The following is a 15123-nucleotide window of genomic DNA, read 5'->3' as shown; positions in this document are numbered from 1 at the left end:
CCTAACGAGGTCTTTTTTTTGCCCTTAATAGTATCGTTAATATGGCTACGCCTCCGATACTTCGCTTTTCAGCTTGAGCACTTTGTCGCCGTTTTCCTGTATAATGAGGTAAGCGGGGTTTTCGGGCGTGCCATGGCGAGTAATTTCGGCCCCCTTAATTTTGCGGCTGACGGTTTCTTTGTGGGTTTGCTCGATCTTGCCGGTAGCGGTGCCAGTGCCGTATTTCCAGCTTACCTGAGTGCCTTTGCGCATGGGAGAATGGGGAAAAGTGGGTATGGAAATAAAAGGTAGAGGTAGCACCTTGGTTTACGTCAATGCCCTGGGCGCGTTGTCAGGGGCTACCTAGCCCGACGCGCGTCCGCCCGGATTTATGTACCTTCCTTAAAGCCCGGGTCTGTTATGGTAGGCTCGGGCCCGAGGCTGATCGTATTGTATCTACAAGTGATTACTGGGGCTTTGTGCTACGTGCCTATAGCCTTTTTTAGCGTAATTCTTACTCATGCCCGTTTTCTCTGTGTCTGAAACCGTTATCAACTTACTGTTGGTAGATGACCACCCGATGATAGTAGAAGGCATCCGGCAAATGCTGCTGCCCGAACCCGATTTGCAGGTGGTAGCCCAGGCCAATGGTGGCGAGCAGGCGCTGAAGCAGCTCGAAACCCACCCGCATGTGCGCGTGGTGTTGCTCGACCTGAGCATGCCCGGTATGAGTGGCATTGAACTGGCCCGCGCCATCCGAGCTGGTTGGCCCGATGTGCGGGTGTTGGCCCTGAGTATGTTTCATGACCACACAACTGTAGCCGAAGTGCTGGAGGCCGGCGGGGCCGGTTATGTGCTTAAAACTGCTAGCCGTACCGAACTGAGCACTGCCATCCGGCAGGTAGCAGTGGGCGGCACCTACTTCAGCCAGGATGTAGCCGATACACTGCTCCAGTGCCAGCAGATTGCGGCCGGCTTAGAGGCTGCCCGTCCGTCTTGCATCACCCCCCGCGAGCGGGAAATTCTGCAGCTTGTGGCCCGCGAGCACTCCAATCTGGAAATAGCCGAAGCCCTGTTTATCAGCGAACGGACAGTGGAAACCCACCGTCGCAACCTGCTGGCGAAAACCAACTCCAAATCGGTGGTGGGCCTGATTCAATACGCCATCCGCCACAACCTGCTTGCGTAGCTGCCACTAAGCCGTCAGCCGAAAACACCCGCCCCGCAACCAGACACCTTCCAAAGGGGATGTCAGGTTGCGGGGCGGGTGTTTTCAGCTGTATGGTGCCCGGCGGCTACTTCCATTCTATGTCGTCGGGGCTATGGCTTAATAGCCATAGGATAAGCTGTTTGGCAGCTGATGTAGAACGGTGCCTACGTACTGGCACGTATTTTTTACTCTAATAGCGGGATGTTTTAGATTTTATCAATAAAAAATGTACCTTGGTATCATTCAATTGAATAAAAATATCGTCATGTTGTTGGGTGCCGTTTCAAAACCGTTTTCTGCAGGCGGTAGCACCTCAGCCTACGAGAACACCTCTCTGCTACGCTTCTACTCATATTAAACTTTCTGCTGTCATGTCGTCAAAAATCCTCTCCTTCATTTGCCACGTACCAGCAATGAGTGCCGGGGCTCATGCTACCGCTTCTGCTGCCACCAACCGTAAGTCTGCTCCGCGCAAAACCGAAAACCCCACTCCAAGTGGGCATTTTGCGGCCATTTATGAGAACGAGCGGTTCGTGCGCTTTAAGTACATGCACAACAACTAGCCATCTGCTAACCCTTGTCCGAGTGGTTGAGCCAGGTAAACCGGCACCGCGCTTCCGTTGGGAGGTGCGGTGCCCTGGTGTTGGGGCACCGGCAGGCAGCCCGGCAAATGGGGTAACTTGCCGGCTCGTTCATCGTTTTGTGTGCATGATTCAGCTTTTGCTTTGCCGGACCACCTGGTTTTTTTCCTTGTTTTTACTGCTGTCGGCCAGCGCCCAGGCCCAGCCGGGCGGCCCGTTTCTGCCCGATGCTTCGGCCTGGTACGGGATAGTGGCGCGTAGCAGCGGCCGTTCGCTTGATATTACCAACGCCTCGGCCGAAGCCGGGGCCGCCGCCGTGCAGTGGGAGTTCACCCACACCGATAGCCAGCAGTGGCGCTTTGTGCCGGCGTCGGCGGGCAGCGAGTTCTTCCGGATTGTAGTGCGCCACACCGGCCAGTGCCTCACCCTCACCGGCCCCCAAGAAAATGCGCCCCTAAGCCAGCGCCCCTGGGACGGCAGCTTTTACCAGCAATGGAAACTGGTTCCTTCGGGGCCACTGGGCAGCTTTATGCTGGTTAGCCGGGGCAACGACAAATGCGCTTCCCTGGCGGCGGCCGATAAATTTAATGGCACGCCCGTGGTGGGCCAGAAACCCCAAAACCGCGCCTCGCAGCAATGGAAGCTGTTTAAGCTGCGACTCAACCTGGACCCCTCGCTGCCCGGATTTGGCGTACCCGAGCCGCTGCTGAGCCTGAATACGCCCGCCGGCAACGAGCTGCAACCCGTGGTATCGCCCGATGGCAATACCCTGTATTTCAGCCGCACCCGCTTCGCTGGCAACACCGAGGGCATTACCGAATCGGGTGACATCTGGTTGAGTACTTCGGCCAACAATGGCAAGACCTGGGCACCCGCCACTCGTTTCGACGAGCTCAATACCAGTCAGCACAACGGCGTGATGAGCGTGGTAGAAGAAGGCAAGTCCCTGATAGTGCGCGGCAGCTACGGGCGCGACGGCTCGTTTCAGGATGCGGGCCTGAGCAAGGTGCCGCGTAGCGTATCGGTCAAAAAAAACCGGCCGCAGGAAGTGGAGGTAGCCAATTACTACTCGGCCGGCCCGGCCACCGGCTTCTTTATGAGCCCCGATCAGCAGATTTTGCTGCTGAGCCTAGAGCGAAGCGACTCGGAAGGTGCCAACGACCTGTACGTGAGCCGGCCCACGCCCAGTGGCCTCTGGGCTCAGCCGCTCAACCTGGGCGCCGTCATCAACTCGCCGGGCTTCGACTTTGCGCCCTGGCTTTCCAGTGATGGCAAGACGCTGTACTTCAGTTCATATGGCCATGCCGGCTACGGTGGCTCCGATATTTTCGTGAGCACCCGCCTCGATGATTCCTGGACCAACTGGACGGAGCCGCGCAACTTGGGCTTTCCTATGAACGGGCCCGGTTTCAATGCCTACCTGAGCCTGTCGGCGGATGAGAAGCAGGCCTTTTTCTCCTCCACTGCTTCGGTAAACGGGCCCGCCGACCTGTTCCGCACTGCCACGGGTGCCAAGCCGGCCGCTCCCGACACAGTGGTGGCCCCGCCGGTAGCTGTGGTTGCGCCCACCCCCGCCACGCCCCGCACGCTGCTCACGGGCCGCACGCTCGATGCCAAAACCAGCAAGGCCCTGGCTACCCAGGTGCAGGTCAACCGCTTGGGCAACGACTTGATGTTTAATGCCACCGCCCGTACCGATGTAGCGCTGGGCGCTTTCCAGATGACGCTGCCGCCCGGTCGTTACCGCATTCAGGCCACCCGCGTAGGCTACCTCACTGCCACCGACACCATTACCATGACCGGCTCGCGCAACGTGGAACTGACGCTGGTGCCAGCCGCTGTGGGCTCCAGCCTGGAACTGCCGACGCTGATTTTTGCCCAGGGCAAGTTTACGCTGCTGCCGGCCTCTTACACCGAGCTCAACCGCCTAGCCCGCACCCTCGAGGATAACCCCATGGTGAATATCCGCCTCGAAGGCCACACCGACAACCAGGGCGCGGCCAACCTGAACGTGAAGCTGTCGGAAGACCGCGTGAACGAGGTGAAGCGCTACCTCGTGAGTAGAGGCGTAGCCGAGCGCCGCATCAGCACCATAGGGCTGGGTGGCAGCCGTCCGCGCGCCTCCAACGCCCAGGAAAATACCCGTAAGCTCAACCGCCGCGTCGAGTTCACCATTGTGAAATAGGCCTCTTGGGTCATCTGGTGAGGCGGCTTCGCTGTTCCACTACCGATATGCACGCCATCGTTCACCGCGAAGTTGCCCTCCCCAATCTGCCCTCTGCTTCGGGGGCCGAGCTGGTTGGTAACGCGCTGTACATTATCGGCGACGATTCTCCTTGGCTATATCGGCTCGATGCGGCCACGCTGGCCACTGATAAGGCTACGGCACTGTTCGAAACGGCCCATTTCAGCCAGGGACGCATTCCCAAGAACCTCAAACCCGACCTGGAGTGCCTGACCCTTGTTTGTGCTGCCGACGGTGAAACCGGGCTGCTGGCCCTGGGCTCGGGTGCCACACCGGCCCGCGAGCAGGGCTACTGGGTGCCGTTGGCTGGCCCCGAGAAATTGCCCGGCAGCGTGTACCCATTAAGTATGGCGGGCCTGTACGCGGCATTGCGCCCGCATCTGCCGACTGGTGCCACGCTCAACCTGGAAGCCGCCGCCGCTACCACCACCGAGTTGTTGCTGTTGCAGCGCACGGTAGGGGCAGTAGTTGGCGGCAACCTGTTGTTTCGGCTGCCGCTGGCCGGCACACTGGCTTTTCTGTACCGCCGGCAACCTTTGCCGCCCCCGGTGCAGGCGCAACGTTTTCAGTTGCCGATTATTGATGGAAAACCAGCTGGTTTCTCAGGGGCCACTTGGTTTGCGGGCCAGTTGTTTGTAACGGCTTCGGTAGAAGACACGGTCGACGCCGTGCTCGACGGAGCTGTGCTGGGCTCGTTTGTAGGCGTGTTGCCCCCTAAAGCGGGCACTGCGGCGCTGGCACGCCTGGTGTGGCCCGATGGCCGTCCCTATTTAGGCAAGGTAGAAAGCGTAGCCGTGCGTCGCCAAGTAGCTCGCGGCCGCTACGAGCTGCTGCTGGTAACCGACGACGACGCGGGCGGCTCGACGGTCGTAATGGCCGAGTTCGTTGTTTAAGTCGTCAGTTTCTGTAGTCGTTTCCTGGATGAGAGCAGAAGCGTTTGTTTGTAATTTTTCGGTTGTAAATCGGGCTTACGTTTGATTGAAAATCAATGGCTGAACTGGGCCTACGAATAGTGTGGCTCAGGGAATTATCCAGTGAATAGGGGTGTTTTTTCGGGGTTGCTATTGTGCCATCTTTCCCCGATTTTATGTTGTTGCTTCCCACCCGTTTTCTGTACCCCGTGAGTGCCGTTCAACTGCAGGAGCGGCAAGGCCTGCTACCCGCCGAGTTTCTGCCCGCCATCGAAAAACTGCGTCCTTTCCTGGAAAAGGAGCAGGCCTACGGTGAAATCTGTACTACCACCGCCGAGTCGGCCAAGGGCCGGGCGCTGCTGGTGTCATACCGCAAAAATTACGCGCCCGAACAGGGGTTCGTGGTCGAAATTCTGGATATTGAAGTAGTAGCCCCGCTGTCCCGGGCAGCGTAGGTGCTACCGCTAAGTGGCTGAGCAACAGCGCCCGATTTCCTCTTGGAAATCGGGCGCTGTTGTCTTATTTTCCCAATGATATTTACCCTTTACTTGACTGGTGGGGCCAAGGCCTGAATCCAGCTACGGATAGCATCGAGGGCTGCCGTGGAGACTGCCGGAGACTGCCGGCCATCGATAAGCGGCCACTCGTTGGCCGGACCCTGAAACAAGTGGTTGACGCCATCCAACTGGTGGCTTTCAGCTAGTTTGTTGCCCTTCAGGCCCTTACTCAGCAGGCTGAGATTGACATCGGGGCTAAGCAGCAAATCGTCGGAGCCGTGTAGCAGCAGCACCGGGCACTGCACCGCCGCCAACTCCTGTTGAGGGTAGAAGCGTAGGTAAGAGCGGGTCCAGGGCGTGGTGAGGCGGTCGGCTGTCGTAGCATAGGCCGAATCTGGCTGGCTGGGCCGTTGCACCCGTAGAGCCTGTAGCAGCAGGTCGCGGGCGGTGGCATCGTCGGGAATGCGGCGCACAATATCGAGCAGGGGCCGCTGTTCGCGGGCCAGCGCCTCTAGGCGTTTCTTTTCCTCGGCCCGCTGCCGCAGAAATACCTGCTCCTGCTGTATCTGTAGCTGTGCCGCGTTGGCCCCGCTGCTGCGCATTTTCTCTACCCGGGCCTGCCCAACCATTTGGGTGGTGCTTCGTTCGCGGGCCGTGCGCGCCAGCAGCGAATCGGCTATGGCGGTGGGCCAGCCTACGGCGGGTTGGCTGCTAAGCACCTCTAGGCCCGACTGCCCGGCGGCGGCCAGCGTCACTACAAAGGCCGGGGGCAAGGGGCGGCCGGCCGCCAGCAGCGCCACGTTGCCACCTTCGCCGTGGCCCAGCAGGCCCAGGTTTGCCGCGTCGAGCAGGGGTTGAGTACGCATGAACTGCAAAGCTGCCTGGGCGTCGCGGGTCCGGTCTTCGGGGCTGGTCAGTTCGGCGCGGCTCCCGGTTTCGCCTACGCCCCGATCGGGGAAGCGCAGCACGGCAATACCGCGCCGGGTCAGGTAGTCGGCCAAGCCGCCCAGCAGCTTGTAGTCGCCGTAGCGGCCGTCCTGGTCTTGCCCTCCCCAGTCGGAGAGTAGCGCCACGGCCGGAAATGGCCCCTCGCCAGCCGGAATAGTGAGCGTCCCGGCAAAGGCTATCTTATCGGTTTCGTTGGCGAATTTAACTGCCTGCACCCGGTAAGGGGGCGGAAACTTAAAGCTTTTGGGGGCGGCGGCAACCGGGGGGGGCACAAAATCCAGCGTGAGGGCCGCCTGGTAACCAGGCTGGCTCCAGATGCCGGTCAGGCGGTTGCCTTCGGGGGTGCGCACACCTTTGAACCGACAACCCACCTGCTCGGCAACAAACAGCACAGTATCGCCCCGCTGCTCCACGGTAGTGGGAATGCGGTTGATGCGCTGGGGCACCACGTTCAGCACAGCAAAGCGGTTGCCGCTGGCCAGTTCTGTTACAATAAGCTGAATGGGCAGGCTGCCGCCCGGCACAACCAGTGGGCCTTTCCACTCCCCTTCGAGCGAGTATTTACCCGGGCCCTGCGCCTGCGCTGGCAGGCTACCTGCCAGTAGCAGCAGCCACGCCAACGCCGCCGGCAACCTTAAGTAAAGCAACGCACGCTGAAAGAAGCGAAATGGGATGTAAATAGTCATAAATCTGAAGCCGGCCATTGGCATCCGCAAGATATTGAATATACGGTTGAGCTTCCGGCGGCCGGCCGTCGGAAGCCTGCCCGGCACTAGGGCAGAAGTACCCGGTTGATTACATGTACTATCCCATTGATACACTGCACATCGGGGATGACCATGCCGGCTGGGGCAGCGTTGCCGGCTCCCTGTACCGTGAGCGTACCGGTTGCGAAAGGCCCCAGACGCAGGCTGCCGCCGCCCAGTGCTTTTACAGCGGCATTTTCGGGCAGCTCAGGCGTGAAAAGGCTGCCGGCTACCACGTGGTTGAGTAATACCGCCTGCACGGTGGCTTTAGGCAGCTTACGGATATCAGCCGGCACCAGCAGCGGCACGTTCAGCAGGGTGCCCAGTTCGCGGAAGGCCTGATCGGTAGGAGCAAAAACGGTGAGTTGCGGGCCGCCCGGCGTGGCCGACAGGGCTCCGTCCAACTCGGCGTACAGCACGGCTTCCACCAGAAACGTCAGCTCTGGCTGCACGAATACCTTGGCCTGGCTCAGCGCAATAGCCGACTGCACGATATCGGTTCCGGTAGCCAGCAGCACCTTATCCACTACATGAACAGTGCCGTTGGCGGCCGGTACGTCGGTGGCCACTATGCGCGAGCCGTTCACGTAGCGCGTGCCATCGGCCCGGACTACAATGCGGCGGCTTACCGGCATGTCCGAGGCGGAAGTCAGGGCCGAGGGCGAAGTGCTGCCGGCCGTTAGCTCAGTGCCGGGCAGGTTGCCGTTGGCAACATGGTAATACAGCGTGTTAGTCAGAAACTCCTTCTGCAGGCTGTTCAGGTCGGCGGCCGAGTTCAGGCCCAGCCGGGCGAAAGCCGCATTGTTGGGTGCAAAAACCGTGAAGTTACCGCTGGGGTCGTTAGGATTTTTATTGGATAGCAGCGGTACTACTCCACCCCGTACAGCAGCATCTTCTAATATCTGGAACTCGGCCGTATTGACGGCAATAGAGGCGATGGAAGGAGTGGCGTCCTGCTTTTCGGAACAGCTGGCCAATAGCAGCGAAGTGGCGCCCAGAAGGTAGAAACAGCGTGTAGAGAATCTAGCCATGCTTTTAAGAAACAAAAATTGGGTTTTTTCGGCAGTCATTGTCGAATTCAGGGCGTATTAACGAGAACAAAAGTTCTTCGGATTTATTCAATTTGCAAACCGTTAGCTAATTATTTTCCGTAAGTCGGCAACTAGGATAACTAAGAAAGGCTACTTTTGTTCTCGAATCGGGAATTGTGTTATTCCGGCTAAGCCTCTTTAACTTTCTTTTCTTGTGTAACCTCTTTTTTCGATGAAACAACGCTACTTCTCGCCCATCGTGGCTGTTTTGCTGCTGAGCGCTCTACAGGCTTCGGCCCAGAGCCTGAGCAACGGCTTTATGTCGGGCCGTAAACACGGCTCGGTTTCCATTTCTACTACCCAGGAGTGGTACCAGCAAGTATATCTGGTACCCGAAAAAGTAGACCGCGTGCCGATTTTTGAGCGGATTCAGATTCAGTCGGTCAACCTGTTTGCTAACTACGGCCTCACCGATAAAATTGAGGCGGTTATAAGTCTGCCGTATGTCCGCTCCGAAGGCCACGCCGGCGAGCAGGTAATCAACGACCTGGGCTACACCAATGTGCGCCAGGGCCTGCAGGACGTTACCGGACTACTCAAGTTCAAGGCCTATTCCACGGTGTTGGGCAGCAGCGTGCTCAATTTGCTGGGTGCCGTGAGCCTGAGCACCCCGGCCAGCAACTATAAAAGCGAACAGGGCTTGGAGTACATTATTGCCATCGGCAACCGCGCTACTAAAGTGTCCAGCTCGGGCATTGCGCATTTGCAAACGGCTTCGGGCGTGTTCGTAACCGGGCAGGCGGGCTATAGCCTGCGCTCGGGCCGGGTGCCCAACGCTTTTCTGGCCGAGCTGAAAACCGGCTATGCTGGTCCCTCCATTTACGTCGACGGCTGGGCTACCATGCAGCGCTCGGGCCCCGGCACCGATATTCTGCAGCCGGGCTTCGACGGGTTTTTCCCGGCTACCCGTGTCAACTTTATCCGGGTAGGCGTGAGCGGTTTCCGCCCGCTGGCGCAGGGCTTTGGGCTGGTAGTTGGCGGCAGCGCCTACGTGGCGGGCCGCAACGTGGGTAAATCCACATCCGTAACCGGTGGACTGGCGTACAATTTCTAGGCACACGGCTTAAACACCCAGCCGAACCCAACCGAAGCAGCCACCCGGTAGCGCCACACTGGCACTACCGGGTGGCTGCTTCGGTTGGGTGGCTTACCTTCGTCCTCTACTTCCCACCATCCGCTGCCCACTACTTATGACAACTGCTGACTTCCGCCTCGAACACGATTTTCTGGGTGAGCGCGAGATTCCGAACCAGGCCTACTACGGCATCCAGACGTTACGGGCCCTCGAAAATTTCGCCATCACGGGCATTCCGCTTTCTTCCGAGCCGCTGTTTGTGCGGGCGCTGGCCTTCGTGAAAAAGGCCGCCGCCCTGGCCAACCACGAGCTGGGCGTGCTGCCCGCCGACATTGCCCAGGGCATTGCCGCGGCCTGCGACCGGGTAGCGGCCGGCGAGTTCAACGACCACTTCCCTACTGACATGATTCAGGGCGGTGCGGGCACCTCGGTGAATATGAATGCCAACGAGGTGATTGCCAACGTGGCCCTCGAAATCATGGGCCACCAAAAGGGCGAGTACCAGTTCTGCCATCCCAACAACCACGTCAACTGCTCGCAGAGTACCAACGACGCCTACCCCACGGCCTTCCGCATTGCCCTTAGCCTGAAGCTGGTAAGCTACAGTGAAGGCCTGGGCGAGCTGGCCGAAGCCTTCGCCGCCAAGGGCGACGAGTTCCGCGACGTGCTGAAAATGGGCCGCACTCAGCTCCAGGATGCCGTGCCGATGAGCATGGGCGACGAGTTCCGGGCTTTTGCCACCAACCTGCGCGAGGAACTCTCGCGCATCGAGGACAGCCGCCGTCTCATTAGCGAAATTAATATGGGCGCCACGGCCATTGGTACCGGTGTAAACGCCCCTAATGGATACGCCGAGCTGGTTACGCGCCACCTGAGCACCATTTCGAGCCTGGAGCTGCTGCTGGCCGGCGACCTGTTTGAGGCCACCTACGATACCGGCGCCTACGTGCAGCTCTCGGGCGTGCTGAAGCGTACGGCCGTTAAGCTTTCCAAAATCTGCAACGATTTGCGCCTGCTGTCCTCGGGCCCGCGCTGCGGCTTCAACGAAATCAATCTACCTGCCCAGCAGCCCGGCTCCAGCATCATGCCCGGCAAAGTGAACCCGGTTATTCCCGAAGTGGTGAACCAGACGGCCTACTACGTAATTGGGGCCGACCTGACGGTGACCATGGCCGCCGAGGCCGGCCAACTGCAGCTCAACGTAATGGAGCCGGTTATCAGCTTCGCACTGTTTACCAGCATCAGCTACATGAGCAACGCCTGCCGCACGCTGCGCGAAAAGTGCGTGGTAGGCATCACGGCCAACCGCGAGCACGCTGCCGAGCTGGTGTACGGCAGCGTGGGTATCGTAACGCAACTCAACCCGCTGCTAGGCTACGAGGCCTCGGCCGGTATTGCCAAGGAAGCCCTCAAAACCGGCAAATCGGTTCATGATATTGCCGTAACCGAGCGCGGCCTGCTCACGCAGAAAAAGTGGGACGAAATCTTCACCTTCGAAAACCTGATTCGCCCGGACTTTATTCAATAAACGAGTGCGGGTGCACAGGACGGGGTAGGGTGCGGGGCTTGTCCTCGCATCCTACCCCGTCCTGTGCAACTGTGATCAAGCGCCTATCCGGCGCTCCAGCAGCACGATCGGCTCGTCGTGGTAGGTAGGGCGGGCAATTTCGCGGTAGCCGAAGCGGGCGGCCAGCCGGAGCGATGGCTCGTTTTCGGGATTGATGATGCAGACAGTGCGCGGGGCGGCCAAATGCGCATCGGCCCAGGCCAGGGCGGCGGCTACGGCCTCGGCAGCGTAGCCCTTGCCATGTAGGCGTGGGGCCAGCACCCAGCCGGCTTCGGGGATATTGTCGATGGAAGGCGTGAGGTCGCGATGATATTCGGCCAGACCTACCGTGCCGCAGAAGCGGCCAGTAGCCCGTTCCTCCAAGGCCCAGTAGCCATAGCCCAGCAGCGCCCAGTGCCCGATGAGGGTGAGCATGCGCCGCCAGGTGTCTTCCTCAGGCATGGGTTTCTTGGTCAGATGGCGGTAGAAGTCGGGGTCCTGGTGCAGGGCGGCGTACTCGTGCAGGTCTGCCATGCGGAAGGCCCGCAGCAGCAGTCGATTGGTGTAGAGCTCGGGGACGAGGGCGGGCGGGGCGAAGCGGGGAGCGTGCATGGGGGCAAGTTGCGAAAAACACGCGGACTGTCGAGCCGCCGAGCAGCAGCGGTTGGGTTTACCGTAGTTTTGAGCTTTTTCAGCGCACTGGTTTACGAAAGCACTGTTGGCGCAGGATGAGTCCAAGCTCGCTTATTTCGTCGAAAAAGGCTTTCGGGGCGAAGGCTATAAGCTCGATGTGGCCTACGACGGCCAGTTGGGCCTGTCGTTTTTCCGCCATCAATCACACGACCCGCAATATGGCCTCCGATTTAGTCTTCATTATGCGCGTAAAAGCCATTAATTGGGGCGGTGCGTGCCTGGGTATTGGTCACCGGAAGCATGTCCGAATCAAGAAGGCGGATGCTGGCCCGTATGCCGCTGCAACGGCTGGGCTAAGTTGACGACATTGCAGGAGCAGTGCGCTACTGTTCGCCGCCAGTGTTGGCTTGGGTGAGCGGGAAGATATTGTTCATAAATGGCCGCAAACAAATACTGAATTAGTAAGGCTTAGCGGTCCGGCGATTTGGCGGCTATATCCGTATGGCTCCTGCTGGCTCTCTGGATCGGCTGGCTACAACCGGCCGATCATGGTCCGGCCCGCAACCTTTATAGTAACTTGAGCAAAGCACGTGTGCTACCCGATGGCCCTGCCGTGCGTATTCTTTCACTTTTTGCCTTTTCATCCATGAAAACCGCCCCGTCTACTTCCGGCCCCATCTATATTACTAAGGTCGATTATCAGCGCCTGCTCGAACTTGTACGTTTGGAGCGCCAGCAAACCGGCAATCGGGTGGTCGAAGGGTTGGAGCGGGAACTGAGACGAGCCGAAATGGTGGAATCGTACGCCGTGCTGCCCGATGTGGTAACCATGAACTCACGCGTGCGCCTGCGCAACGCAGCCAACGACAGCACGCTCGAAATCACGCTTGTGTATCCGCGCCACGCCGACATAAAGGCTAAAAAAATATCCATTTTGGCCCCTGTGGCCACCGCCGTACTCGGCTGCCGCCCCGGCGATACAGTAGTGTGGCCTATGCCCAAAGGCGAGGCTACTTACTTCGTGGAAGCTGTGCTACACCAGCCCGAAGCAGACGGCGACATAGCGAGCTAACATAGTATCAGGAATTACGCAAAGAGAGTGTAGCACGAAGAGCCAGCTTCGCGCTACACTCTCTTTGCGCAAGTCTTTTGCATAAAATTCTTCGATGAAGAACTAAATTTTTGCCGCCGGGCTTCCCTAAATCATTTCAGCGCAATTTGCGTCCTGAAAAAAGCAGCGCGCCATATCAGGCAACAAATACGGTGCTGTAAAGGAGTCGCTGGACCCTGTATCTTTTAACTTTCCCCCTTTAACTCTTACTTACTTTTCATGTACAACTTTGCCGCTTTCGCTGAGCCTGCTACTTGGGTTAGCTTGCTGACGCTGACGCTGATGGAAATAGTGCTGGGCATCGACAATATTATCTTCATCTCTATCATTGTCAATCGGCTACCGCCTGCGCAGCAGGCGCGCGGGCGTACTATTGGCCTCATTCTGGCCCTGGTATTCCGGCTCGGACTGCTGCTGAGTATCAGCTGGATTATCGGGCTGCGAACGGCCCTCTTTACCCTCAACCTGCCTTGGCAGGATGTGCCGTTCGGCGTGAGCGGCCGCGACCTGATTCTACTGGGTGGGGGCCTGTTTCTGATTTACAAAAGCACTACCGAACTGCACACCAAGCTACAGGGCGAAGAAGAAACGGAGACGCCCGGCGCGGGTTCGGCTACCATGACCAATGTTATTTTCCAGATTATAATAGTCGATATCGTGTTCAGCTTCGACTCCATTCTGACGGCCGTAGGCCTAGTGGATAATGTGCTGGTGATGATTGTCGCCGTGATTATCTCGATGGGTCTGATGCTGGCCTTCTCGGGGACAGTAGCTGGATTCGTCAACAGTAACCCCACCATCAAGGTGCTGGCACTGTCGTTTCTGATCATGATCGGTGTGATGCTGGTAATGGAAGCCGGTCACCAGGAAATCGAGAAAGGCTACCTGTACTTCGCTATGGCTTTCTCACTTTTGGTTGAGCTATTCAATATTCGGCTACGCAAAAAGTCGCCGGATGGCCCCGTGCAACTACGCGACTCCAACTTCGATTAAGCGGTCGATAGCCAAAAGAGGAGGCCCTGTTCCGTCTGGCTTACGCCGGATGGAACAGGGCCTCCTCTTTGATGAAAGCTGGCGGCTGTCGGCTATTTTAGGTTATGCTGCCCGCAACTGCTTCATAGCAGTCTGCTCGAACTTGCTCCGGGCGTAGTCCTCGTCTATCATTAGCTCCTTCACACCTTCTTCGGAAGGCATATCAAACATGGCGTCGGTCATGATACCTTCGCAGATGCTGCGCAGGCCGCGGGCGCCAAGGCGGTACTCGTCGGCTTTCACCACGATATATTCGAGGGCACCTTCCGAGAAGCTCAGCGCAATGCCTTCCATGTCGAAGAGGCGCTGGTACTGCTTCACAATGGAGTTTTTGGGCTCCGTCAGGATTTTGCGTAGCGTGGCGTGGTCGAGCGGGTTGAGGTGGGTGAGCACCGGCAGGCGGCCAATCAACTCGGGTATCAGGCCAAACGATTTCAAGTCCTGGGCCGTCACGTAGCGCAGGAAGTTGTTGGTGTCTACCTTTTCATCAAGCTGCGTTTTGGCAAAGCCGATGGGCTTAGTATTGAGGCGGTTTTTGATGATGCGCTCAATGCCCACGAAGGCGCCGCCACAGATGAAGAGGATGTTTTCGGTATTCACCGTAATCATCTTCTGCTCGGGATGCTTGCGCCCGCCGTGGGGTGGCACGTTCACCGTCGTGCCCTCCAGCAGCTTCAGCATGGCCTGCTGCACGCCCTCGCCGCTCACGTCGCGCGTGATGCTGGGGTTGTCGCTCTTGCGGGCAATCTTATCGATTTCGTCGATGTACACAATGCCACGCTCGGCCGCTTCCACGTTGTAGTCGGCGGCTTGCAGCAGGCGCGTCAGGATGCTTTCCACGTCTTCGCCCACGTAGCCAGCCTCGGTAAGCACAGTAGCGTCGGCAATGCAGAAGGGGACCTGCAGAATGTTGGCCAGCATGCGCGTGAGGAAGGTTTTGCCCGTGCCGGTTTCGCCTACCATGATGATGTTCGATTTCTCAATCACCACGTCGTCTTTCTGCGGGGTCTGCATCAGGCGCTTGTAGTGGTTGTACACCGCCACCGACATCACCTTTTTAGCTTCGTCCTGGCCCACCACGTACTGGTCGAGGTATTCCTTCATCTCCCGCGGCTTCACGAGGTTGAACTTCGGGGTTTTGGAGTTGGCCCGAATCTTATTTTCCTCGTTCAGGATTTGCTGGGCCTGCCCCACGCACCGTTCGCAGATGTGAGCGTTAATGCCCGAAATCATCACCGTAACGTCTTTCTTGTTCTTGCCGCAGAAGGAACACGTAATATCTGCCATTGCTAAAGGAACTCGCTGAAATAGGAGGGAAGCCGGCCGGTTTAACCAGCTTGCGTCAAAGGTACGAAAACCCCAACGCCAAGAGAGAGGCAAAACGTGCCGCTGAGGTTGGAAGTCAGGCAAACAAAAAAGCCCGCACCAGCGGGCTTTCTATGATAAACGCGGTAGGGGCGGGGGCTGTTCCCCCCCCCCCGCCGCGCCCGCTCTTAGAATTACTTTCAACGCGGGCGG

At 58.5% G+C, this 15123-nt stretch carries 14 protein-coding genes; 9 read left to right on the top strand and 5 right to left on the bottom strand.

All coding sequences use genetic code 11. The features are described from left to right. Window positions 1–45: 45 nt before the first annotated feature. Window positions 46–252 carry a hypervirulence associated TUDOR domain-containing protein gene (locus tag HW556_RS02980; protein WP_176897820.1) on the bottom strand — a complete coding sequence of 69 codons (207 nt, stop codon included), beginning with the start codon at window positions 250–252 and terminating at the stop codon, window positions 46–48. 247 nt (window positions 253–499) lie between these two features. On the opposite strand from HW556_RS02980, the gene HW556_RS02975 reads away from it, so the two are divergent. The 5 genes from HW556_RS02975 to HW556_RS02955 all read left to right on the top strand — a co-directional run bounded on the left by HW556_RS02975 (window position 500) and on the right by HW556_RS02955 (window position 5381). After that, window positions 500–1168: a response regulator gene (locus tag HW556_RS02975; RefSeq protein WP_176897818.1), complete on the top strand. Its 669-nt coding sequence runs from the start codon at window positions 500–502 to the stop codon at window positions 1166–1168. 392 nt (window positions 1169–1560) lie between these two features. Then, window positions 1561–1752, top strand: a complete 192-nt coding sequence (locus HW556_RS02970) for a hypothetical protein (protein WP_176897816.1) — start codon at window positions 1561–1563, stop codon at window positions 1750–1752. A gap of 187 nt (window positions 1753–1939) precedes the next feature. Then, window positions 1940–3955 (top strand): RICIN domain-containing protein, encoded by a 2016-nt coding sequence (locus HW556_RS02965; RefSeq protein WP_176897814.1) that lies wholly within the window; start codon window positions 1940–1942, stop codon window positions 3953–3955. A 47-nt stretch (window positions 3956–4002) separates the two neighbouring features. Beyond that, window positions 4003–4908, top strand: coding sequence for a DUF6929 family protein (locus HW556_RS02960; RefSeq protein ID WP_176897812.1), 906 nt, complete (start codon window positions 4003–4005; stop codon window positions 4906–4908). Between the two features lie 194 nt (window positions 4909–5102). Continuing rightward, on the top strand, window positions 5103–5381 hold the full coding sequence (locus HW556_RS02955; RefSeq protein WP_176897811.1) for a hypothetical protein: 279 nt from the start codon (window positions 5103–5105) through the stop codon (window positions 5379–5381). 89 nt (window positions 5382–5470) lie between these two features. On the opposite strand, the gene HW556_RS02950 is transcribed toward HW556_RS02955, so the two are convergent. Continuing rightward, complete coding sequence (locus HW556_RS02950; RefSeq protein ID WP_176897809.1) at window positions 5471–7057, bottom strand: serine aminopeptidase domain-containing protein; 1587 nt, start codon at window positions 7055–7057, stop codon at window positions 5471–5473. A gap of 86 nt (window positions 7058–7143) precedes the next feature. Continuing rightward, complete coding sequence (locus tag HW556_RS02945) at window positions 7144–8148, bottom strand: fasciclin domain-containing protein (RefSeq protein ID WP_176897807.1); 1005 nt, start codon at window positions 8146–8148, stop codon at window positions 7144–7146. Window positions 8149–8380: 232 nt separating this feature from the next. On the opposite strand from HW556_RS02945, the gene HW556_RS02940 reads away from it, so the two are divergent. Together HW556_RS02940 and aspA are read left to right on the top strand one after the other, a co-directional pair. Beyond that, the gene (locus HW556_RS02940; RefSeq protein WP_176897805.1) at window positions 8381–9262 is read left to right on the top strand and encodes a hypothetical protein; all 882 of its coding nucleotides are present in this window, start codon (window positions 8381–8383) and stop codon (window positions 9260–9262) included. Between the two features lie 136 nt (window positions 9263–9398). After that, window positions 9399–10811, top strand: a complete 1413-nt coding sequence (gene aspA / locus HW556_RS02935; protein ID WP_176897803.1) for an aspartate ammonia-lyase — start codon at window positions 9399–9401, stop codon at window positions 10809–10811. 75 nt (window positions 10812–10886) lie between these two features. Here the strand turns inward: aspA and HW556_RS02930 are convergent, their stop codons facing one another. Continuing rightward, window positions 10887–11441: a GNAT family N-acetyltransferase gene (locus HW556_RS02930; RefSeq protein ID WP_176897801.1), complete on the bottom strand. Its 555-nt coding sequence runs from the start codon at window positions 11439–11441 to the stop codon at window positions 10887–10889. A 667-nt stretch (window positions 11442–12108) separates the two neighbouring features. Here HW556_RS02930 and rnk point away from each other — a divergent pair. After that, entirely contained in the window at window positions 12109–12534 is a 426-nt protein-coding gene (rnk, locus tag HW556_RS02925) for a nucleoside diphosphate kinase regulator (RefSeq protein ID WP_176897799.1), read from the top strand. A gap of 258 nt (window positions 12535–12792) precedes the next feature. After that, a complete protein-coding gene (locus tag HW556_RS02920; RefSeq protein WP_176897797.1) occupies window positions 12793–13566 on the top strand; it encodes a TerC family protein in 774 nt (257 codons plus the stop codon). 102 nt (window positions 13567–13668) lie between these two features. Here the strand turns inward: HW556_RS02920 and clpX are convergent, their stop codons facing one another. Then, entirely contained in the window at window positions 13669–14892 is a 1224-nt protein-coding gene (gene clpX / locus HW556_RS02915; protein WP_176897794.1) for an ATP-dependent Clp protease ATP-binding subunit ClpX, read from the bottom strand. Window positions 14893–15123 lie beyond the last annotated feature (231 nt).

Source organism: Hymenobacter terrestris (genome assembly GCF_013377905.1).
GTDB lineage: Bacteria > Bacteroidota > Bacteroidia > Cytophagales > Hymenobacteraceae > Hymenobacter > Hymenobacter terrestris.
The sequence above is the reverse complement of the archived record's forward strand: the minus strand, read 5'-3'. Positions and strand labels throughout refer to the sequence as shown.

Bases quoted from the DNA above. Each gene is read 5' to 3' on its own strand.
- aspA (WP_176897803.1), top strand. From the start codon at position 9,399: ATGACAACTGCTGACTTCCGCCTCGAACACGATTTTCTGGGTGAGCGC.
- HW556_RS02970 (WP_176897816.1), top strand. From the start codon at position 1,561: ATGTCGTCAAAAATCCTCTCCTTCATTTGCCACGTACCAGCAATGAGT.
- HW556_RS02950 (WP_176897809.1), bottom strand. From the start codon at position 7,057: ATGACTATTTACATCCCATTTCGCTTCTTTCAGCGTGCGTTGCTTTAC.
- HW556_RS02975 (WP_176897818.1), top strand. From the start codon at position 500: ATGCCCGTTTTCTCTGTGTCTGAAACCGTTATCAACTTACTGTTGGTA.
- rnk (WP_176897799.1), top strand. From the start codon at position 12,109: ATGAAAACCGCCCCGTCTACTTCCGGCCCCATCTATATTACTAAGGTC.
- HW556_RS02960 (WP_176897812.1), top strand. From the start codon at position 4,003: ATGCACGCCATCGTTCACCGCGAAGTTGCCCTCCCCAATCTGCCCTCT.
- clpX (WP_176897794.1), bottom strand. From the start codon at position 14,892: ATGGCAGATATTACGTGTTCCTTCTGCGGCAAGAACAAGAAAGACGTT.
- HW556_RS02980 (WP_176897820.1), bottom strand. From the start codon at position 252: ATGCGCAAAGGCACTCAGGTAAGCTGGAAATACGGCACTGGCACCGCT.
- HW556_RS02930 (WP_176897801.1), bottom strand. From the start codon at position 11,441: ATGCACGCTCCCCGCTTCGCCCCGCCCGCCCTCGTCCCCGAGCTCTAC.
- HW556_RS02955 (WP_176897811.1), top strand. From the start codon at position 5,103: ATGTTGTTGCTTCCCACCCGTTTTCTGTACCCCGTGAGTGCCGTTCAA.
- HW556_RS02945 (WP_176897807.1), bottom strand. From the start codon at position 8,148: ATGGCTAGATTCTCTACACGCTGTTTCTACCTTCTGGGCGCCACTTCG.
- HW556_RS02940 (WP_176897805.1), top strand. From the start codon at position 8,381: ATGAAACAACGCTACTTCTCGCCCATCGTGGCTGTTTTGCTGCTGAGC.
- HW556_RS02920 (WP_176897797.1), top strand. From the start codon at position 12,793: ATGTACAACTTTGCCGCTTTCGCTGAGCCTGCTACTTGGGTTAGCTTG.